This is a genomic window from Chryseosolibacter histidinae (genome assembly GCF_018598225.1).
Lineage (GTDB): Bacteria > Bacteroidota > Bacteroidia > Cytophagales > Cyclobacteriaceae > Chryseosolibacter > Chryseosolibacter histidini.
In genome coordinates this window covers 19677-41067 of the sequence record NZ_JAHESF010000018.1, presented here as the reverse complement: position 1 = coordinate 41067, position 21391 = coordinate 19677, and the positions used below count along the sequence as shown (strand labels likewise).

General features: G+C 52.0%; 16 protein-coding genes. 13 read left to right on the top strand and 3 right to left on the bottom strand.

Annotation, left to right across the window (positions count from 1 at the left end; translation table 11 throughout):
• Positions 1-166: 166 nt before the first annotated feature.
• The 8 genes from KK083_RS18150 (at position 167) to KK083_RS18115 (ending at position 16092) form a co-directional block, all read left to right on the top strand.
• The gene (locus KK083_RS18150; protein WP_254165665.1) at positions 167-3328 is read left to right on the top strand and encodes a SusC/RagA family TonB-linked outer membrane protein; all 3162 of its coding nucleotides are present in this window, start codon (positions 167-169) and stop codon (positions 3326-3328) included.
• Positions 3329-3341: 13 nt separating this feature from the next.
• Positions 3342-4796, top strand: coding sequence for a SusD/RagB family nutrient-binding outer membrane lipoprotein (locus tag KK083_RS18145; RefSeq protein WP_254165657.1), 1455 nt, complete (start codon positions 3342-3344; stop codon positions 4794-4796).
• A 14-nt stretch (positions 4797-4810) separates the two neighbouring features.
• A complete protein-coding gene (locus KK083_RS18140) occupies positions 4811-5314 on the top strand; it encodes a hypothetical protein (RefSeq protein WP_254165655.1) in 504 nt (167 codons plus the stop codon).
• Positions 5315-5704: 390 nt separating this feature from the next.
• Positions 5705-8743: a SusC/RagA family TonB-linked outer membrane protein gene (locus KK083_RS18135; RefSeq protein WP_254165653.1), complete on the top strand. Its 3039-nt coding sequence runs from the start codon at positions 5705-5707 to the stop codon at positions 8741-8743.
• 13 nt (positions 8744-8756) lie between these two features.
• Positions 8757-10220: a RagB/SusD family nutrient uptake outer membrane protein gene (locus KK083_RS18130; RefSeq protein WP_254165652.1), complete on the top strand. Its 1464-nt coding sequence runs from the start codon at positions 8757-8759 to the stop codon at positions 10218-10220.
• Positions 10221-10471: 251 nt separating this feature from the next.
• On the top strand, positions 10472-12943 hold the full coding sequence (locus tag KK083_RS18125; RefSeq protein ID WP_254165650.1) for a zinc-dependent metalloprotease: 2472 nt from the start codon (positions 10472-10474) through the stop codon (positions 12941-12943).
• A gap of 155 nt (positions 12944-13098) precedes the next feature.
• On the top strand, positions 13099-15015 hold the full coding sequence (locus KK083_RS18120; RefSeq protein WP_254165648.1) for an ATP-binding protein: 1917 nt from the start codon (positions 13099-13101) through the stop codon (positions 15013-15015).
• Between the two features lie 60 nt (positions 15016-15075).
• Positions 15076-16092: an alpha/beta hydrolase gene (locus KK083_RS18115; RefSeq protein ID WP_254165646.1), complete on the top strand. Its 1017-nt coding sequence runs from the start codon at positions 15076-15078 to the stop codon at positions 16090-16092.
• Here the strand turns inward: KK083_RS18115 and KK083_RS18110 are convergent.
• The gene (locus tag KK083_RS18110; RefSeq protein WP_254165644.1) at positions 16081-16842 is read right to left on the bottom strand and encodes a DUF3667 domain-containing protein; all 762 of its coding nucleotides are present in this window, start codon (positions 16840-16842) and stop codon (positions 16081-16083) included. The genes KK083_RS18115 and KK083_RS18110 overlap by 12 nt on opposite strands.
• Positions 16843-16845: 3 nt before the next feature.
• The gene (gene kdsB / locus KK083_RS18105; protein ID WP_254165642.1) at positions 16846-17592 is read right to left on the bottom strand and encodes a 3-deoxy-manno-octulosonate cytidylyltransferase; all 747 of its coding nucleotides are present in this window, start codon (positions 17590-17592) and stop codon (positions 16846-16848) included.
• 225 nt (positions 17593-17817) lie between these two features.
• On the opposite strand from kdsB, the gene KK083_RS18100 reads away from it, so the two are divergent.
• The 4 genes from KK083_RS18100 (at position 17818) to KK083_RS18085 (ending at position 19882) form a co-directional block, all read left to right on the top strand.
• Positions 17818-18165: an MmcQ/YjbR family DNA-binding protein gene (locus tag KK083_RS18100; protein WP_254165641.1), complete on the top strand. Its 348-nt coding sequence runs from the start codon at positions 17818-17820 to the stop codon at positions 18163-18165.
• Between the two features lie 199 nt (positions 18166-18364).
• Positions 18365-18601 (top strand): DUF6496 domain-containing protein, encoded by a 237-nt coding sequence (locus KK083_RS18095; protein WP_254165639.1) that lies wholly within the window; start codon positions 18365-18367, stop codon positions 18599-18601.
• Between the two features lie 31 nt (positions 18602-18632).
• The gene (locus tag KK083_RS18090) at positions 18633-19202 is read left to right on the top strand and encodes a YciE/YciF ferroxidase family protein (RefSeq protein ID WP_254165637.1); all 570 of its coding nucleotides are present in this window, start codon (positions 18633-18635) and stop codon (positions 19200-19202) included.
• A gap of 155 nt (positions 19203-19357) precedes the next feature.
• Positions 19358-19882 (top strand): low affinity iron permease family protein, encoded by a 525-nt coding sequence (locus KK083_RS18085; RefSeq protein ID WP_254165635.1) that lies wholly within the window; start codon positions 19358-19360, stop codon positions 19880-19882.
• A gap of 212 nt (positions 19883-20094) precedes the next feature.
• Here the strand turns inward: KK083_RS18085 and KK083_RS18080 are convergent, their stop codons facing one another.
• A complete protein-coding gene (locus KK083_RS18080) occupies positions 20095-20541 on the bottom strand; it encodes an apolipoprotein A1/A4/E family protein (protein WP_254165633.1) in 447 nt (148 codons plus the stop codon).
• Positions 20542-20887: 346 nt separating this feature from the next.
• On the opposite strand from KK083_RS18080, the gene KK083_RS18075 reads away from it, so the two are divergent.
• On the top strand, positions 20888-21358 hold the full coding sequence (locus KK083_RS18075) for a PA2169 family four-helix-bundle protein (protein WP_254165631.1): 471 nt from the start codon (positions 20888-20890) through the stop codon (positions 21356-21358).
• Positions 21359-21391: the final 33 nt, after the last annotated feature.

Sequence of the window (21391 nt, the reverse complement as noted above, 5' to 3'; positions counted from 1 at the left end):
AGCAAAAGAGATGATTTTTCCCTGGTCTTACCACACCGTGCGGTATATGTACCAGTACAAATTCCCATTGATTGCGTCATTCTTTTAGCTCATGCTTTTGGCAGTTTTGGAGCACCCTACAAATAGGGTAGGGATACTTCATTAATCTAACAACAAATCCATTAGTATGAGGAAATTTTTACTATTAAAAATTCTGTGTCTTGTGATTGCCTGGGGGCAGGTCAGGGCGCAGGAACAGGCAGTGACCGGTAAGGTTACCGCCGTGGAAGACGGCGCCGGGTTGCCCGGTGTCAACGTAGTAGTCAAGGGAACCGCCATGGGAACGGTGACAGACGTGGAAGGCAACTTCCGCATCACCGTACCTTCCGGCAGCAGCACGCTTGTGTTTTCTTTCATCGGTTATGTTACCAAAGAAATCGCCGTTGACGGAAAAAGCATCATTGACGTAGAGCTTGGCCAGGATGTGCAGCAGCTCAACGAAGTAGTCGTTACCGCCATCGGCCTCGAGCGTGAGAAAAAAGCGCTCGGCTATTCGCTGCAGCACGTGAATGGTGAACAGGTTTCACAAAAAGCTACCAACAACGTGTTCGAGTCGCTGCAAGGCAAGGTTGCCGGCTTGAGCATCAACCAGAACAGCGGCGCTCCCGGTGCGGGAAGCACGATCCTGATCAGGGGTGTGACTTCACTCAGCGGCAGCAACAGGAACGGTCCGCTCATCATTGTTGATGGTACACCTATAGACAACAGCGTTTTTGGTACAGATGCCGCTGCAGGCTCTGCGGAGGTTTTCGGATCTGCCGCCATGGGCAACAGGGGTGTTGACCTGAATCCTGAAGACGTAGCTTCTGTGAGCGTGCTCAAAGGCCCGCGTGCTGCTGCGCTCTACGGTATCAGGGCTGCCAACGGTGCTATTGTGATCACCACAAAACGCGGCGCCGGTGCAAACAAATTCAGCGGTGTAGTGACCTCTTCTTATACACTGTCTAAGGTTAACATCCTGCCGCAATATCAGAATGAGTACGGTCAGGGACTTTCGTTCAGACATCACTCGGCGGTATCGTCAAACTCATGGGGCAGACGCTTCGGTGCCATTGCCAATGACTCCATCGTTGATCACAACGGCAAAAAAGTGCCGTATCAGGCATATCCGAACAATGTGAAAGATTTCTTCGATCTCGGCCATCTTTTCACTAACAACATTCAGCTGTCGGGCGGAAGCACCACTACCAAGTTTATCCTTTCACTGGGAAGAACAGACCAGACCGGTATTATTCCCGGATCGGAAATGGAAAGAACCAACATCAGGCTGGCAGGTAATACGGCTTTTGAGAATGGCGTTTCGCTTGACGGATCGTTCAACTATATCAATACCAATATCGTTGGATCTCCCCAGGGCAACAGTGGATCCAGCGTGTTCTTTACGCTGCCGGTTATCCCGAGAAGCTACAACCTGCTGGGCCGTCCTACAACCAAACCTGATGGAACGCAAGACTTCTATTCTACCAGCAGTGACAACCCGATCTGGTCGGCAACGCACAACCCATATACCAGCAAGACCAACAGGTTTATCGGTTCTGCAAGTCTGAGCTACCAGTTCACCGAGTGGCTGTCTGCTACCTATAAGGCAGGTTTCGATATCTACAATGAATCCCGCAAGGAGGTTTACGGCGTCAATAGCCGCAGGTTCCTCACCGGCCAGGTAACGGATGATATCTTCAACTACCGTTCTATCGAGTCTAACTTCCTCATCAATATCGATAAGGAGTTCGGTGAAAGCATCTCGCTGAAAGCTACGCTGGGTCACAACCTCAACGATGCCCGTCGCGACCGCTCCATCGTTCGTGGTTCAGGCTTGCTGACACCTACCATTTATAATGTGCTGAACACGCAGACAGTCACTGTGGATCCGCGCAATGGTGTTGACTTCCACCGCAGGCTCATCGGTGTGTTTGGTGAGGCTACGGTCGGTTACAATGACTACCTCTTCCTAAGCGTGAGCGGAAGGAACGACTGGTCGTCTACCCTGCCCGTTGATAACAGGAGCTTCTTCTATCCAAGCGCCGCGCTGAGCTTCCTGTTCACCGATGCGTTCAATATCTCCAGCAACATTTTGAGTGCCGGCAAGCTGCGTGTGAACTGGGCACAGGTTGGTAATGATGCCGATCCGTTCCTCACCCGCACGGTGTATGTGATCCCGAACTATGGAAACAACGTAGCCAACGTGAACTTCCCGTTTGGTTCTACCGGCGGTTTCACACAGAGCGGTGTGTTGGGTAACAACAAGCTGAAGCCCGAAAGAACAACCGGTTACGAATATGGTGCAGAGCTCGGCCTGTTCAAGAGCAGGTTCACAGTTGACTTCACGTATTACGACCAGCGTTCAGAAGACCAGATCATCACGCTTCAGGTACCGTCGTCCACAGGCTTTAACAGCTACGTGACCAACGCCGGTCTCATTACCAACAAAGGTATTGAAGTGCTGGTGAGCGGAAATGTGCTGAAGGCCGGTGACTTCAAATGGGATGCTACCATCAATTTTTCAAGGAACAGAAGCATGGTGGTGAAGCTTGCCGAGGGATTGACGCAGACGCAGCTGGCCGGTTTCACAGGCACTGGTTCGTTTGCTGTTGAAGGCCAGCCCTTCGGTGTATTCATCGCTCCCAAGTTTGCACGCGATCCCCAGACGGGCGAGCTGCTGGTGATCAACAGTGGCGTGAACCGGGGAACACTGCTTCCCGGCGAGACCGACGAAGTGGTGGGCAACCCGAACCCTGACTGGAACGGAAGCCTGATCAACACCCTCTCATATAAAGGTTTCCGATTCGGATTCCAGTTCGATATGCAGAAAGGTGGCGATATTATCTCCAACACCATTGGTTTTGCTACCCAGCTCGGCTCTATCAAAGAGACCGCTGTAGACCGCGATAAGCCACACATCATCAAAGGTGTGCAGGCAACGCCTACCGGTGCCGTTGTGCTCGACGACCAGGGTAACAGCATTCCAAACAATATCCAGGTAACGGCGGAGACCTACTGGAGGGCTTTCTCCGGAGGATTTAACGAATTCTCTGTATTCGATGCCTCTTACATCCGCCTGCGTGAGATAACATTGGGTTATTCACTTCCCGCTAATCTTGTCAAGTCACTGAAGTTGCAGGGTGTGGATCTTTCCGTTTCTGCGCGCAACATCTGGACTTACGCGCCGAACCTTGGCCACCACATCGATCCGGAAGTATCGAACGCTCCGGGTGCGCTTACCAGGGGTCTGGAGTTCAACTCTACGCCAGGTGTGGCCAACTATGGTGTGAACCTGAAAGTTTCATTCTAATGATCAATCGCATATGAAGAATACAATCATGAAAATCAAAGTGATCCTGCTGCTCGTACCGGCGTTATATATGCTCGGTGGCTGCAGTGATTATCTCGATATCAACAACGATCCCAACTCGCCTACAGAAGTCGAGACCCGCCAGCTTTTGTCTGCTGTGCAGGTGAACATAGCGTTCCTGATGGGCAACGACCTGCAGCGGATGAGCGCCGCGTTCATGCAGTACTATGCGGGTACCAACAACCAGCTGTTGGCCTATGACCAGTACAACGTTGTGGGTACTGACAGCGACGCAAACTGGGGCAGGGTGTATGATGGCATACTACAAGATCTGAAGGAAATAGAGCGGATCTCTGGTACCGCTAACCCCTTGTATACAGGTATTGCCAAGGTGCTGAAGGTATATACCATGAGCACGGCGACAGATGTCTGGGGCGATATTCCTTACAGCCAGGCAACATCAGGTCTTGCTAACCTTAAACCGAAATTCGACCTGCAGCAGGAGATCTATACAAACCTCTTTCAGACCCTTGACGCAGGCATCAGCGAGCTCGGCCAGGCTACGCCAGGACTGAATCCCGGAGCGGCGGATCTTATTTATGGAGGTGACGCTGCCAAATGGGTAAAGGCTGCAAATTCGCTGAAGCTCAAGATGCTGCTACAGCTCAGACTTCGCGATTCGAATTTGGCCACAACAGGCATCAACGCCCTGATCACAGCCAACAACTTCATTAGCACGAACGCTGAAAATTTCCAGGTGCGCTTCCTGACCACCATCGACCGTCAGCACCCGATGTATGATTTTGCGATCAACTCCAGGTCTGGCGATATCGCGGTAAGCCAGCGCTTCATCGATTCGCTGAACCAGTTGGCGGACCCCAGGATCGGTTTTTACTTCCGGAACAACGGCCAGGTTGATGGCAGCAATAATCCGAAGTATGTTGGTTTCAACAACGGCGGTGTAGGCACGCCTCCTACAGCAGCTGTACGTGCCCTGCTGGGACCGTATAACATCGGCGCCAGTGGTGAAGCACCGCAGCGGTTTATCACAGCGGCACAGGTGCAGTTCATGCTGGCAGAGTTTTCCCTCACCCTCGGCACGGCTGCCAACGCAAGGGCCTATTTCAGCAAAGGTATAGAGTTGTCGATGGCCGATGTCGGTGTTACGTCAGGCCCCGCCGACACTTATAAAAATGCCAGGCTCGCTACCTACGATGCTGCCGGTACCAATGAAGCGAAGCTCCGCGTAACGATGCGCGACAAGTGGGCATCGCAGGTGTCACAGGCTACAGAATCGTGGACTGACTGGCGCAGAACTGGTTACCCGATGCTTCAGCCGGCCACGGTGAACTCGAGCCCTGATGGACAGATCCCGGTGAGACTGCCTTACTCAGCAACCGAGCTCCAATCTAATTCCGAGGCTCCTGCGCAGACCCTGGTGAACCTGAAAGTTTGGTGGGATAATTAAAATTTAAACAGACTATGAAATATTTATATATCGTAATGATCGTGATGGCTGCAGCTGTGAGCGGTTGCCTTGAATCAGATGAAATGGACGGTTTGACGGATACCCGGCCGCCGGTGGCCATAGAGTTTCCGGGCAGACAATACAATCAGAATGCAGGCCTGGCTGTGATGATCAGCGGCTTCAGCAGCTCACCTGATGTTGTGGTGCCGATGGAAGTATCGGGTGGCGGAAGCGTAAGCATCAGCAAAGTGCTGAAAGTAGAGGCCCGTGCCGCCAAGCTGCCTGCGCCCGGTGCTTGCACGAACTACGGCGTGGTGCAGGCTACAGAGACAGATATCACTGACAGCCGCACCTTCAGCTACAGTGTTCCCCTGAGCACGCTGACAGCCAACGCTACGGCCACCTGCCAGGCGTCTATAGTCGGTGTGGGCATGTATTACGAGTTCATCTTTACGCTCGAAATGTCGGATGGTTCGTCCGTTGTGACGATGCCCGTGCGTGTTATGATCAACGAGTAATACCCGGTATCGCTTAAATTCCTGTTCGGTCGCCGGATCACTTCACTGTGGTCCGGCGACTTGTTTTTAATACCTTATTTCACGGGATTATTTTTATTCTTATTCACCCCATTTTAGGCGATTTAACTTCATTGCCGGGAAAACTATATTTGGTTAACACCAAAAATTGCTTGCGGCGTGCTGCACTTAAATTGACGGAAGTAAGGACCTCAACGGGTAGGATATACTACGATCCTGCGCGATGAGACGATCCAGGAACCACCGGGCGATGTATACAGAGACCACTACCGTACTGCAGCCTGTTCTGGCCTGACGCTTTTTAACTTCCGTTGATTTCCGGCTGATACGTCACTGCAGGGTGGAGTCTGAAGTTCAATCAAAAATATTTGTATGAAGAAAATTTTACTGTTCTTGTTCGGCTTGAGCCTGATGGCCATTGATCCGGTGCAGGCGCAAAATAGAACCGTCACGGGTAAAGTGACCGCGGCGGAAGATGGTGCACCGCTACCCGGCGTGAATGTTGTAGTGAAGGGAACCTCTGCCGGCACCGTTACAGATGCCGAAGGAAATTACAGGCTCGATGTTCCCACGGGTCAGAATACACTGCTTTTCTCATTCATCGGCATGGGCTCGCAGGAAGTTGAGATCGGGAACCGCGCCGTGGTAGATGCGCAGATGAGTGCCGACATGCAGCAACTCGGAGAAGTGGTAGTGGTGGGGTATGGTACACAGCTGAAGCAGGACCTCACCGGCAACATCGCATCGGTGTCAGGCGCAGAGATCCATGGGCTGCCCGTGAACAGCTTCGAATCGGCGCTGCAGGGCCGCACCTCGGGTGTGTTCATTGAAAAGGCGAGTGGCAAGCTCGGTGAAGGCATCAAGGTACGTGTGCGCGGCGCGTCGTCCATATCGGCAGGAAACCAGCCCCTGTATGTGGTTGACGGAATTCCGATCACATCTGATAACCAGGGCATCACCAACAACCAGCCCACCAATCCCCTGGCTGATCTCAACTTCAACGACATCGAAGCCATCGAGATCCTCAAGGATGCATCGGCTGCGGCCATCTACGGATCACGCGCCTCCAATGGTGTGGTGATCATCACTACGAAACGCGGCAGCTCCGGTAAAACCAATATCGACGTGAACTATCGCTTCGGCAAGAGCTCACCCACCAACAAAGTGGGATTCCTGAATGCAGCCGAATACCGCGAGCTTTACACTGAAGCCACCTTGCGCCTGCTCGGCATAGACCCGATCACTGCTACAGACCAGGATAAGCAGGACGCCCAGCAGTTTCTGGAAGATGAGCTGGTGGATGGTTTTGCTTCTGATAAAGTCACCGACACCAACTGGGAAGACCTGGCCTTTAATGACAATGCCGGCTACCAGCAGCTTGACCTTACAGCCAGTGGTGGGAACGATAAGACCAAATTCTATACAGGGCTTTCTTACAGCGACCAGACTGGTATCCTCATCAACAATGAGTTCAAACGCCTGAGCGGAAGGTTGAACCTCGATCAGCGTGTTACCGACAGGCTCAACTTCAGCATGGGCCTGAACCTGATCCGGACAAGGCTCGACCGCGTATCGAACGACAACGCTTTCTCCACACCGTTGCAGATGGTAGCCCTGGCGCCCGTACAGAAAGCTTACCTCGAAAATGGCGAGCCCAACCCCAACACCATTTACTACAACGGACTCATTCAGAAAAAATATGCGTGGGACATCACCGTTGTGCACCGCGCGCTCGGTACATTCAACGTCAACTATGAATTAGTGCCTGGCCTGGCTTTCCGCTCTGAGCTGGGACTTGACCTGCTCGATCAGCAGGAAGACAATTATTACGGACGCCTGACACAGGACGGCGCCCCCGGCGGCCTGGGCACCAGCAGATCAACCGGCGTGCTCAATTACACCTGGAACAACTTCCTGACACTGGATAAAAAATTCGGCGACAAGCATAACATCAATGCCGTAGCCGGGATGAGCTTCCAGCAATCCGATTCGGAAAATACTTCGGTTCAGGCCAAAGATTTCCCGTCAGACGACCTGAGCACCATTGCCAGCGCAGCGTCTCCGGTGAACATCTTCAGCAACCAGACCAGTTTTGCATTCACGTCTTATTTTGCCCGCGCCAACCTGAAATTTTTCGATAAGTACCTGGTCGGTCTCAGTGGCCGCATCGATGGCTCGTCGAAGTTCGGGCAGGAGAACCGGTATGGATTCTTCCCCTCAGCTTCTGTGGGCTGGATCATCTCAGAAGAGTCGTTCCTCGACGAATCGAGCGTGCTGAGCTTCCTGAAGTTCCGTGCCAGCTACGGCCTCACGGGTAATGCTCCGTTGGCGAACAATGCACACCTTGGCACATGGACCGGTGCCAATTACACAACGACGTCAGGTCTCACCATCGCTACACTGCCGAGCCCTGACCTGAAGTGGGAGAACACCGCACAGACCAACTTAGGTATCGACTTCGGTTTGTTCAACGACCGCCTCACAGGCCAGGTAGACTACTATGTGAAGAATACCACTGACCTGTTGCTCAGCAGGCCGCTGCCCGCCATCTCGGGTTACACTTCTATTTTCGAGAATGTGGGTGAGATGGAGAACAAGGGATTTGAAGTGGTGCTGAACAGCCAGAACCTGATCGGCGCCATACGCTGGAATACTTCGTTCAACATTGCCTTCAACAAGAACAAGATCACAAGACTCAACAGCGATGCCGATATCATTGCAGGCTCCGGTGTGAACCGCGCCAGGCTGGGCGAGCCCATCGGTGTGTTCATTACCCGCCGGTATGCAGGTGTGGATCCCGCGAATGGCGATGCCTTGTATGACGATGGCGAAGGCGGCACCACCAATGATTACAACGACGCGCCTGATCTTGTGGTAGGCAACCCCAACCCGGATTTTTACGGCGGACTTAACAACAATCTTTCGTATAAAGGTTTCGACCTCGGTGTTTTCTTCCAGTTTGTTTCCGGCAACGAAATCTATAACACGGCTGGCGAATACCAGTCGAACAATGCTTCCGGTTTTGTTGACAACCAGACCAAAGACCAGATGCGGCGGTGGAGAAAACCCGGCGACATCACCGATGTTCCCAGGGCAGAGCTGGTGGGCTCCATTGGCACTGAAAGCTCGTCGCGTTACCTCAGCGATGGATCTTACGTGAGATTAAAAACAGTGACCCTGGGATACAACCTTCCACGCGCAATCATCGACCGCCTGAAGCTGCGCTCTACCAGGATCTTCATCTCTGGCCAGAACCTCTGGACGCTGACCGATTACAAAGGATGGGATCCTGAGGTGAGCTACAACCCCGGCGGACAGACCACTACCAACGACAACCTGATCCAGGGTAATGACTTTTACACTGCTCCGCAGGACAAGACCTTTGTGGTGGGCATCAATGTAGGACTTTAAAAGATCGAATGACATGAAAACCAAATTATATACATCATTAGGATTGTCACTGGTACTGTCGCTCTCGCTGTCCATTGTTTCGTGCGACAGCAAGCTGGACATCGAGCCCAGGGCCAGCATTGAATCGAACCGTGTTTTTACAAACTCATCCAACCTGCGCGCGGCTTTGTTCGGTGCCTATTCAGAAGTGAAGGGCACTTTCAACGGTCCGCAGAACGGCGAGCTTTATGGCGGTGACTTCAACATCATCAGCGAGCTGATCTCCGCAGACAGCAACGTACACTGGGGCGGAACATTCGGCGAATACAGGCAGTTTGAAAATAAACGGGTGATCACGGTGAACTCACGGGTTACGGCTAACTGGGTGCGCGCTTACACGGCCATCAATGTGCTCAACAATGTGCTGGCAAACCTGACCGTGGCCGATACACCGGAAGACCGTGCGCAGATTGAAGGTGAGGCAAAATGCCTGCGGGGTATGTTGTATTTCGAGCTGGTGCGGCTGTGGTCCAAAACGTGGGGCCTCGGTACAGAGGCAACCGATCCAGGGGTTCCGCTGGTGCTGACGCCGGTGAACACGGTGGCCGAAGCGGATGCGCTGAAGACCATTGGACGTTCAACAGTAGCTGCTGTCTATGCACAGGTGATCAACGACCTCGAACAGGCGCAGACCCTGCTGACACCGTTCGATAAAAACGGTACGAACATTTCGGCTTATGCGGCAGCGGCCATGTTGTCTCGCGTGTACCTGCAACAGGGCAATTATCCCAAGGCCGCGGAGAAGGCAGACTTTGTGATCAGCTCGGAGTTGTTTGAGCTGTCGGGTGAACCGCTGGATGCGTTCAATAATACCGCCAACTCAAAAGAAGATATCTTCGCCATCCAGCAGTCTACGCTGAGCAACGCAGGTACCAGCAACGGCGGTGTATCCACATTCTACGCCAGCCTCAACGGTACAGGCCGTGGCGACATGCAGGTACAGGAACCGCATTTTCATATCTATGAGCCTGGCGACCTTCGTGGCTTTATACAGGATGACCTCAACGATGCGGCTACGATCACCAACGTGGAAGACATGTTCTACATCGGTGTATTCAGCCAGAATTCAGGACATATCCAGACGGCGAAATGGGGCGATGCCAACGTGAACATCCAGGTGATCCGCCTCGCCGAAATGTATCTCACGCGTGCAGAGGCAAACTTTGAAGCAGGTACCGCTGTGGGCGATGCGCCTGTCAATGACATCAACGTGATCCGCGAGCGCGCAGGTCTTGATCCGCTGGCTGTGGTAACGCGTGACGAGATCAGGCTGGAGCGCCAGCGCGAGCTTGCCTTCGAAGGTTTCAGGCTTCACGATTTCAGGCGTTGGAAATTTGATATCAACGGATTGCCCTTCTCCAGTCCTTCGCTGATCCTGCCGATACCCGAGCGTGAACGCGAAGTGTATGACATTGCACAGAACGAGGCGTATAACTAGTGCCAGGAAAAGCACACGTTTGCATTATCAAAGGGAGGCTTCGGCTTCCCTTTTTTCGTTGCCAGTTGCCAGTTAGCCTGTTTGAGCAGTGTGAACTTTCACCGTTTGGTTCTTTTCAACTCTGGATGAGCACCGTGAATCCACTTCGCCAGGGACGTACTGAACCGGCAACCGGCAACTGGCAACCGGTAACAGAATTTCCTTTCCGCTCCCAGGAAGTCTTTGTAGTTTTATCCAAACCTGATAACCCAATGAAGCTGAAACCTGTTCTTCTCCTCATCTTCCTTTCAACCCTGGCTTACGCCCAGAAGAAAAAACAGAATGATACACCGCCGCCACCCGAGAATGCCATCGCGGCAAAGGTGAAAGGTATGAAGGCCTATGACGGATTTTTTGATTTCTACTATGACGAGAAGCAGGACAAGGTATTCCTGGTCATCGATAAGTTTGCTACGGAGTTCCTGTATGTGCATTCGCTGCCAGCAGGTGTGGGCTCCAATGACATAGGCCTGGACCGCGGCCAGCTGGGAGGCGAACGTATTGTGAAGTTCGACCGGCGCGGTCCGAAGGTGTTGCTGGTGGAACCCAATTACCGCTATCGTGCGGTTACGGAGAATGAAGCCGAAAGAAAGGCGGCCGAAGAAGCCTTTGCGCATTCTGTGCTCTGGGGTTTCAAAGTAGAAGCTGAGGACAACGGCCAGGTGCTGGTGGATGCCTCGGATTTCCTGCTGCAGGATGTGCACGATGTTGCCGGCAAGCTGCGCGCCACACAACAGGGTAGCTATTCACTTGACAGAACACGTTCTGCTTTTTTTATGGAACGCACCAAAAGCTTTCCGCAGAACAGCGAGTTCGAAGTGACCCTGACCTTCACGGGGCAACCCGCCGGAAACTTCATCCGCAGTGTGACCCCGACCCCTTCGAGTGTTACAGTGCGCGAGCATCATTCGTTTGTGCAGCTGCCCGACAATGGGTATAAGCCCCGGAAGTTCGATCCGCGCGCGGGATATTTCAGCATGTCGTACGCCGACTATGCATCGCCCATCCATGAAACAATAGAGAAGCGGTTCATCACGCGGCACCGGCTTGAGAAGAAAGATCCTTCCGCGGCCATCAGCGAGCCCGTGGAGCCCATCGTTTATTATCTCGACAATGGCACACCGGAACCTGTACGGTCAGCGTTGCTCGAAGGCGCGCGGTGGTGGAACCAGGCGTTCGAAGCTGCGGGTTATAAAAATGCTTTCCGTGTAGAGATCATGCCGGAAGGTATCGATCCCATGGATGTGCGGTACAACACGATCCAGTGGGTGCACCGCTCAACAAGAGGATGGTCGTATGGCGCCTCCGTTACTGATCCCCGTACGGGCGAGATCATCAAAGGGCATGTCACGCTGGGCTCGTTGCGTGTGCGTCAGGATTTTCTGATCGCCGAAGGATTGCTGGCACCCTACGAAGAAGGTAAGCCTGCTTCCAAGGAAATGGAGCAAATGGCCCTGGCACGGCTGCGGCAGCTGGCGGCGCATGAAGTAGGCCATACCCTGGGACTGGCCCACAGCTATGCCTCCAGCACCGAAAAGCTCGCCTCTGTCATGGACTATCCGCATCCTGTAGCAACCTTGGCGAATGGAAAAGTAACACTGCAAAACGCTTATGATGATAAGATCGGCGCCTGGGATAAAGCTTCCATCGCTTTCGGGTATCAGCATTTTGCTGCCGGCACAAATGAAGCGCAAGCCCTCGAGGCCATTATACAGAACGCATTGAAAGAAGGACTCACATTTTTGTCTGACCAGGATGCAAGACCCACGGGCAGCGCGCATCCCTACGCTCACCTGTGGGACAACGGGAGCAACGCCGCCGATGAGCTGAAACGTGTGATGGAGATCCGCGCTGTGGTGCTTAAAAATTTCGGCGAAAAGAATATCAGGCCCGGCACACCTTGGGCTACCCTGGAAGAGGTGCTCGTGCCGATGTATTTTTTCCACCGGTATCAGGCGGAAGCTTCGGCCAAGCTCATAGGAGGTTTGAACTACCGGTATGCGCTGCGGGGTGACGCGCAGCCTGTAACGGAGATGGTACCGGCCGAGCAGCAGGCCAAAGCCCTCGATGCCTTGCTCAGCACCATCGCGCCAGCGTCATTGATGTTGCCTGAAGACCTGTTGCAGCATATTCCACCGCGGCCCATCGGTTATACACGCACCAGGGAAGTGATCAAGGTACGCACCGATCTTACTTTCGATGCGTTGGGTGCCGCTGAGAGCGCTGCAGACATGACGGTCTCGTTGTTGTTGCATCCTGCCCGCGCAGCCAGGCTTGTTGAATATCATGCAAGAGATCCCAAACAACCTTCTCTTGAAAGTGTACTTGATAAGCTGATCGCGTCAAGCCTCAAAGCCCGTCCATCTGCCGGGTATCAGGGAGCGGTGCAGATCACGGTGAATGACGTGGTGCTCAATAATCTTTTCAGGCTTGCCTTGCATAAAGAGTCGCCGGCCATCGTCAAGGGAGTGGTGTACCTGAAGCTTGCCGAGCTTAAGACAGCCTTGACGGCGATGGAAAAAAATACGACCGACCAGCAGTGGAAAGCGCATTATGGCTACGCTGTTTCGCGGATCAACACCTTTCAGCAAAGTCCCGGAGAATATAAGCAGGATGAGCTTTTGCCACCTCCGCCAGGGCAGCCAATTGGCGAGACCCTGTTCCATGGTTGTCCGGAATATTGAAGAAACGCCTGAAAAGTTCCCTTTTTTTGAATTCTTTATAATTTAATTGCAACCTATTATGTAGGTTTTTGCCTGATTTTCAATGGTATTTATTGCCGCTCTTCTCGTAGTTGCAGCGTTATAAGGTTGGATTTAATCTGATCTCGGTAAAAACCATGTCTTTTAGGATATTTTTGGCTGCCCTGGTATTGTTGGCCATTCAAGGCTTCGCACAAAAAAGCGAAATCGATAGCCTGGAAAGCCTGGTGTCGTCTGTGCCTTCCGATACCAACAAGGTGTGGCTCCTGAACAGGCTGGTGCATTCCCTTCGCGAAAAAGACAATAATAAAGCGCTTGTTTTTGCTCAACAGGCCAAAGACCTGTCAGAATTGCTGCGGTACGACAAAGGTCGCTGCGATGCCCTTGAAAATTACGGGTGGCTGCTTTACCGCAAAGGAGACTATTCAAAATCGCTCGATATTTCCACGCAGGCAGTGCGGCTTGCATCGCAGTTGAAAGACAGCGCGGCCATTGCGCGATGCCAGATCAACGTTGCAGCCATTCACTATGAGCAGAAGCAATTCAGGGAAGCGATCGAAGCTTTCCGCAGGGCCGGACGCCTTGCCAGTGCCATCGGTCAGCGGCTCATCGAAGCAAGGTGTCACAGCAATATCGGTTACAGTTTCCTTGGATTGAAAGAACTCGACTCGGCATTCATCTACACGCAAAAAAGCCTGGTGCTCAGCGAAGCGGAAAAAGATCCTTACCTGATCGCTTTTGGGAGAAGAACCCTCGGTGACATTTACCTGGCCAGAAACAACACCCCGGAGGCGCTGGCCAACTTCAATATCTGCCTCGACCTTTCCATCAAACACGCCAACACCTTTCTGCGGGTCTCGGTGCTGCATCGCCTTGCCAAAACCTACAGCCTGCTGGGACAATACAGTAAGGCTATGGATTACCTGAAAGAGAACCTGAGCATAGCCCACCGTTATGGATTCAAGGATGAGTTGGAGCGCGCCTACAGAATGATGGCCGAGATCCATTACAAGCAGAACGATCTTACAAAAGCATACGAATACCAGTCGAAGTATATCGAGCTGCACGATTCGCTGTACAACCAAAGAAGCAGCGAGCAGATCGCGCTCATGCAGATCCGGTTCGATACCGAGATGAAGCAGGCGGAGATCGAGCTGCTCACAAAAGATGCGGCGTTGCAGGCGGAGCAGATCAACCAGCAGCGTGTATGGATCTATTTTTATGTAGGCTGTCTCACCCTGCTCCTGATCCTTGCATTTGTGCTGTACTATAACAACCGTTATAACAGCAAAGCCAAGTTTGCGCTGGAAGAAAAGAACAAGGAAGTTGAAACGCAGGCGCATCAGCTGCGCAACCTCAATTCAACCAAAGACAAACTGTTCTCGATCATCAGTCACGACCTGCGAAGCCCCGTGGCCAGCCTGAGGGCGCTGCTCGAGATCCTGGATACCGCCGGATTGACCCAGCAGGAATTTGTGGATGTTACACGATCGCTCAAGCGCAACCTCGACTCGGTTTACGATGACCTCGACAACCTCCTGCTGTGGGCACAGACCCAGCTGAAGGGACTGCAGGCATTCCCCGAAGAGTTCGACCTGCGAAAGCTGGCGGAAGAAAAACTGGTGCTGTTCAACGACCTTGCGGCGAATAAAAAAGTGAACATGGTCAACGAGATCCAGGCCGGCACATTGGTGATGGCAGACCGCAATCACGTGAGCCTCATCTTCAGGAACCTCATTGCCAATGCCATCAAGTTCAGTAAGCCGGGAGGGGTGGTAGTGATCGCCGCGCAGGAACGTGCAGACCTTTGTGAGATCACCGTATCAGACTCCGGCGTGGGCATCAGCCATGAGGATATTCAAAAGCTGTTCAATGCCGAAACACACTTTACGCGGCCCGGCACCTACAAGGAAAAAGGTGTGGGCATAGGCCTGTTGCTCTCCAAAGAGTTCATCGAAACAAACAAAGGCTCCATCAAGGTAACGAGCGAGCTGGGCAAAGGAACCGTTTTCACCTTCACACTAAAAACCAGCAGGCGCGCTGTGTTCGCATAACATTAAGTTGATTTGGCTTACCGGACTGAGCCTTGTATCTTCACCTTAATTTATGCCCTTATGAAACTACTGAGAAAGATCTTCATTCCCATCATCCTGCTGTTTGTCATTTATCTGCTGGGGCCTTCGCCCGATAAGCCCGTATACGATAAAACAATGCCTGTTGTGCCGTCAGATCCTGCTGCGCTTGACGACCACATCCGCAGCAACGAGAGTCAGCATAAGCTGAAAGCCGACAACGAAGCACGCATCGTATGGTTCGACAGCGCCCATCGAAAAACACCATATGCCATTGTTTACCTGCATGGTTTTTCTGCCAGCCAGCGGGAAGGTGACCCGGTGCATCGCAAGCTTGCCACTGAATTCGGCTGCAACCTGTACCTGTCAAGGCTTTCCGATCACGGTATCGACACTACGGAGTCACTTCAGCTGATGACAGCAGACCGGCTCTGGAACTCCGCCAAGGAAGCGCTGGCCATCGGTAACGCTATTGGCGACAAAGTGATCCTGGTGGGCACCTCAACGGGAGGCACACTGAGCCTGATGCTGGCTGCCGAGTATCCGGAGCGGGTGAATGCGCTCATCAACTTATCGCCCAACATCGCCATCAACAACCCTGCGGCATTCGTGCTGAACAACCACTGGGGCCTGCAGATCGCACGCATGGTGATGGGTGGAAAATACAGCGAAGCGGAAGACACAAACGAAGAGAAGCAGAAATACTGGAATGAAAAATACAGGCTTGAAGCTACCGTACAGCTCGAAGAGCTCCTGGAAACTTCCATGAACCCCGAAACATTCAGCCGTGTGAAGCAACCCGTGCTCACCCTGTATTACTACAAGAACGAACAGGAGCAGGATCCGCAGGTGAAAGTAAGCGCCATGCTTGAAATGAATGCGCAGCTCGGCACACCCGATTCGCTCAAGGTGATCAAGGCGGTGCCCAATACAGGCGCGCATGTGATCGGCTCGTCCATCACGTCACACGATGTTGATGGCGTGTACCGTGAAATGGAACAGTTCATGATCCACCAGGTGAAGCTCCCCAAAACTCCGTACGCGCTGCTAAAAGATTAGATGCTTAAAGGACACGTAAGCCAGAATGCAGACCCAGTAAAAGATGATGAAGAGCACCATGGTCAGCACTGACTTGACAATGGTGAGCAGAATATGCTGACCGAAAAATTGTTTATAGGCAACGATCAGGTAGATCAGCAGCAGGAACTCGAACATCCACAGGTTCACGTTGACATACGCCGGAAACAACAAAAAGAGGGGGATGAAAATCAGGATCCTGATGATGTTGCTTTCGCCGACGATAAATGAGTTGAGCACAAAGGTTTCGGGGAACGTGTATTTTGTAGCTTTGAATCTCAACATCCTGAAAAACACCCACGAGAAAAAGGCGAGCAGGGGCACTGCAACGATGAGACTTAAAAGTTTTCCGTTGTGGTCGCTGAATTCGAAGACCTCCTTCATGATCTCCGGCATTTTTCTGCCTCCGCTGCTGGGTTCGCTGCCATGGCTCATGGCGGCGTAATATCCCGTTTTCAGGCAGATGTAAGCGTTGATGGCCGAGGTGATCACGATGAAGCTCAGCGGATTGAAATACTTCTTTCGTTTGCCTTCAACATACTCCCTGGCTACTGTTCCCGGGTAACGGATCATTTTTTTAGCCAGTAGCAGCACACCTTTGTCAGCGTGGGTAAAGGCGTGGAAGAACTCATGCATGACGTGTACAAAGGTGAGCCGGGAGATATTGGCCTTCTGCCCGCAGTTTGCGCAGAACTTGCCATCGAGGGCTACCTCGCAATTCTTACAAATCATATTTTACAGGTTTAGCGTGTGGAGTACCCGGTTGAGGTCGTCAGGCGTATCGATCGCCAGCGTTTCGAATGTTGTGACGGCTGTCTTCACCCTGTAACCATGCTCGAGCCATCGCAGCTGCTCCAGCGACTCCGCTTTTTCGAGCGATGAAGGCTGAAGTTGTGTTATTTTTTTGAGCACATCCGTGCGATAACCATAAATGCCGATGTGCTGGTAAAAAGTATGACGGTTGATCCAATCCTTTTCTTCGGCACCCCTGATGTAGGGTAGGGGATGGCGGCTGAAGTAGATGGCGAACTGGTCGCGATCGATGATCACCTTGGGCGAATTGGGATTGAACAGGATCTCGGGGTTCGAGATCTTTTTGATGAGGGTGGCGAGCTCGGTCCTTTCGTCGTCAAAACAACGGCACACCAGCGAGATCTGCTCGGGGTCAATAAAAGGCTCGTCGCCCTGGATGTTGACCACGGCGTCGCAGTTCAGGTCCAGGGTCTCCACTACTTCGGCGCAACGGTCTGTGCCGCTGGGGTGATCAGGCGATGTGAGGCATACCTTTCCACCGAAGCCCTGCACCTCACGCCGGATCCGTTCGTCGTCGGTAGCCACGATAACGTCGCTCAGCGAGGCGCATTTTCGGGCCTGCTCATAAACCCGCCTGATCATACTTTTGCCCTGGATATCGATCAGGGGCTTGCCTGGAAAGCGGGTAGAGGCGTATCGTGCAGGAATGATTCCGACTATTTTCTTCATGGGGCTTAAAATTAGTAAAAAGAAGCCAGGAGCCAGGAGTCAGGAGCCAGGAGAATACAGCGTGACAACCAGGTTTCGGTGTAACCAGCCCCAGGACGTCTCCCAGACCGGTGCCCAGGCTGATTTTTACACCGCACCGCACCTTCTGACTCCTGGCTCCTGACTTCTGGCTTCTAGTAATACACCGAAATCTGTCCTAAATTTGACGAAGTCAAATCAACACGCATGTCAATAGAATTCCTGCAGCAGTTTTGCAAGTCGCTTCGTGGCACCACAGAAGATGTAAAATGGGGGCACGACCTGTGTTTTTGTGTGGGCGGCAAGATGTTCTGTGTGACCGGTCTCGAGGGACCGTTTTCCGCCTCTTTCAAGGTCACTGACGACGAGTTCGAAGAGCTCACCTCCCGCGAAGGCTTCGAGCCGGCACCCTACATGGCCAGGAACAAATGGGTACTGGTAACCAAACCCTCGGCACTCAAAAAGAAGGAGTGGGAGCATCATGTACGGCAATCGTACGAGCTGGTAAGTTCCAAGCTCACGAAGAAGGTGAGGAAGGATCTGAAGATCGAGTGAAGTAAAAAGAAAGTGAAGCCAGGAGTAACCTCTTCTGACTCCTGGCTCCTGTCTCCTAATTCTTGCCCATTCTTACTCCTTAATTCTTACTACTTACTCCTTCCCGTTTGCGGATAAATTAGTACAACCTGTACAACCCCTTACACTAAAAGCATAGTTGCTTAACGGCATGGCGTTTTTCAACCGTGTTGGTAAAACTATGGCCAAGTACGGGAAGAAGACGCAGGACCAGGTGAAAAGGACCATGCGCCGGCGGAAGAAGGGAAGCCTGAAAAGCGGTTCAGGCAGAAAGGTGAAGAGCCGGAAGCAAGCCATCGCCATTGCCCTTTCGGAGTCGCGGAAGAAAGGTTACAAGACCCCGCGTAAAAAAACCTCGAAGCCACGGAAGAAGACCGCCAAAAAGAGTACGCGCTCCCGCAGCAGGTCAAAGAAATAATCATCGGACACACATTTAAAAAAATCGAACTATGGAAAGAACAGGTAAAAAGAGTGCAGCCAAAAAAAGTACGGCAACTACTTATTCCAAGGAAGAGAACCAATCGATGCTCCAGGAGCTGTTCATTGATGAACTACGCGACATCTACTGGGCAGAGAAACATCTTGTAAAAGCACTGGGTAAGCTGGAGAAAGCGGCAACATCAGAAGAGCTTGCCACAGCATTCTCCGACCACCTGGCCGTTACCCAGGAGCAGGTAAGCCGCCTGGAGCAGGTGTTTGAAATGCTGGGAGAAAAGCCCCGCGGCAAAAAATGTGAAGGTATGGAAGGCCTGGTGAAAGAAGGTGAGTCGGTGATCGAAGATACCGAAGACGGCACCTCTACACGCGATGTAGGCCTCATCATCTCTGCACAGAAAGTGGAGCACTATGAAATAGCTGCTTACGGTGGACTGGCACAGCTGGCCAAAACACTCGGCAAAGAAGACATCGCCAATATTCTGGGAGAGATCCTGGAAGAAGAAAAAGAAGCCGACGAACTGCTGACCAACCTTGCAGAGAACAACATCAATCAGTCTGCACAGCAGGAAGTTGAAGAATAAACAACAGGCATTGCGTATCGTGCGAGGCCGCTAAATCGTCTTCGTAAATCGTACCTCGTACCTTGCAAAATGCCTAATTTCCCGATCCAAAAAAAGTCAGGTGCTGTCCTGACTTTTTGTTTTTTGTACCTTGTGCCATTCAATTAAATAAAGTCATGAAAACAAATAATACTTCGCAGAGAACATCACATCCGTTCGACAGGATCTCCGCCGTTGTTACGAGGGCTGCGGGGCGCCCTGCCGCTTTTATCTTTGCAGCAACGATTGTTGTGGTCTGGGCTGCCAGCGGATATTTTTTCAATTTTTCAGATACATGGCAACTGGTGATCAATACCGGCACTACCGTGATCACGTTCCTGATGGTATTCATCATCCAGCAATCGCAGAATAAGGATACCATGGCGGCGCAGCTGAAGCTGAACGAGCTCATTGCCTGCGACGAAAGGGCCAGCAACAGGCTGATCGTGATCGAAGACCTGACCGAAGAAGAGCTCATCACACTGAAAAAATTCTATATCAAGTTGTCAGCGTTAGCGGAGCAGGAGCGCGATCTTCATAGCTCTCACTCCATCGATGACGCGGATGAGGTTCACAGGGAGAAGAAGCGTAAACGGAAGCCGATGGATTTGAAAAAAAGTCAGGAACAAGGAGCCAGGGGGCAGGAGGCGGGGAAGAAGTAGGAGTAAGGAGTAAGGAGTAAGGAGAAGAGCCAGGAGCCCGGGAGTTAGAAGGTGGGGATCCTCTTGGCTATCATCGCACTACTGTGTCGCGGGCTGGGGACGCTTGCGCTAAAGGCTTCATGGGAAAAGTATGGGCAAAAAAAAAGCCGCTACCAGGACGGTAACGACTTTTAAACCCCACTAGCTAAAACCTGACTATAGAACAACTATCTTTAATTGCTTGTTTTATCATCCTGGAAGAGATCTCTGATCTCGTTGCCAACTTCCCTGAAGGCTGCCTTTACATCGCGTGATGTGTTATGGGCGGCGACTTTTACTTCTTCCCAGGTTTCGTTGCTGGCGTTTTCCAGGTCTTCCAACGTTTCATCTACCTTAGCACGATCGTCTGTCAATCTGCGGTTCGCGTCTTCGAGCCGCTCGCGTTGTACATCGGTAGCTTTGTCGATCTTTCTGTTTACTTTTTCCAGCTCACGATCAAGGTCCTTTCTCAGTTCCCGGAGATCTTTGCGAACTTCGTCACGCTCGCGTTCTAGATCTTCCGCCAAAGTGGTCTCCTCGTTATTTCCAGCTACACGATCATTATTCGGATTGCATTTGGTTAGCGACAGCATCAAAAAAGTGAGCATCACCATGGCCAAAATGCGAAGTAACGTTTTCATCCTTTCCGCTTTTTCAACTTCTCCAATGTTGCCGGTTCAAATCTGGTTGTTGATTCAACGGCTGATGCCCTTAAATCTTAAAATTTATGCCAAAATATTAAAAGCGGGTTTTTAAAGGATTTAAGCGTCCTTATAAAGACGCTTTACTAAAATTTGAGGCATTTTTTGCCCAGTTTGTGGAGATAGGTCGCGAAGCAGGCATTCAGCCCTTTTGATCGCAGCTGTTTTTATCCCAGGCATGGCACAAGTTTCTTTCACTTGTTCTGCAAATGAGCATCGGTAGTATCATAGTCACGTAGTGGATATGATTCCGGCCGGTGTGTATAATGCAAAAAACCAAAGAGCCATGAAACCCGATAACGAATTGATAGGGATACTGAATGATCTTATCAGGATCAATCACGACCGAACAGAAGGTTACCAGAAAGCGGTGGAAGAGCTGAAGCCCACCGATATCGATCTGAGAACCATGTTCACCAACGCTGCCAGCGCCAGCGTGCAGTACGCCAATGACCTGGCTGCCGAAGTGAGAAACCTGGGCGGAGATCCGTCTTCAGACTCGACCCAGTCAGGAAAGATCTATCGCGTGTGGATGGACATACGCTCGGGCGTGAGTGCGCGCGACCGCAAATCCATTCTCTCGCTCTGTGAATTTGGCGAAGATGCCGCGCTCAGGGTTTACAGGCTTTCACTGGAAGATGAAGTGCCCATGCCACGCGACGTCAGGGAACTGATCGAAGAACAGAAACACAGCATACAGGCCATGCATGACACCGTGAAGCGTCACCGCGATATGCAGGAAACGGTGAAGCCATGAATGCCTGTGCAATGAAATTGATTGAACGAATAG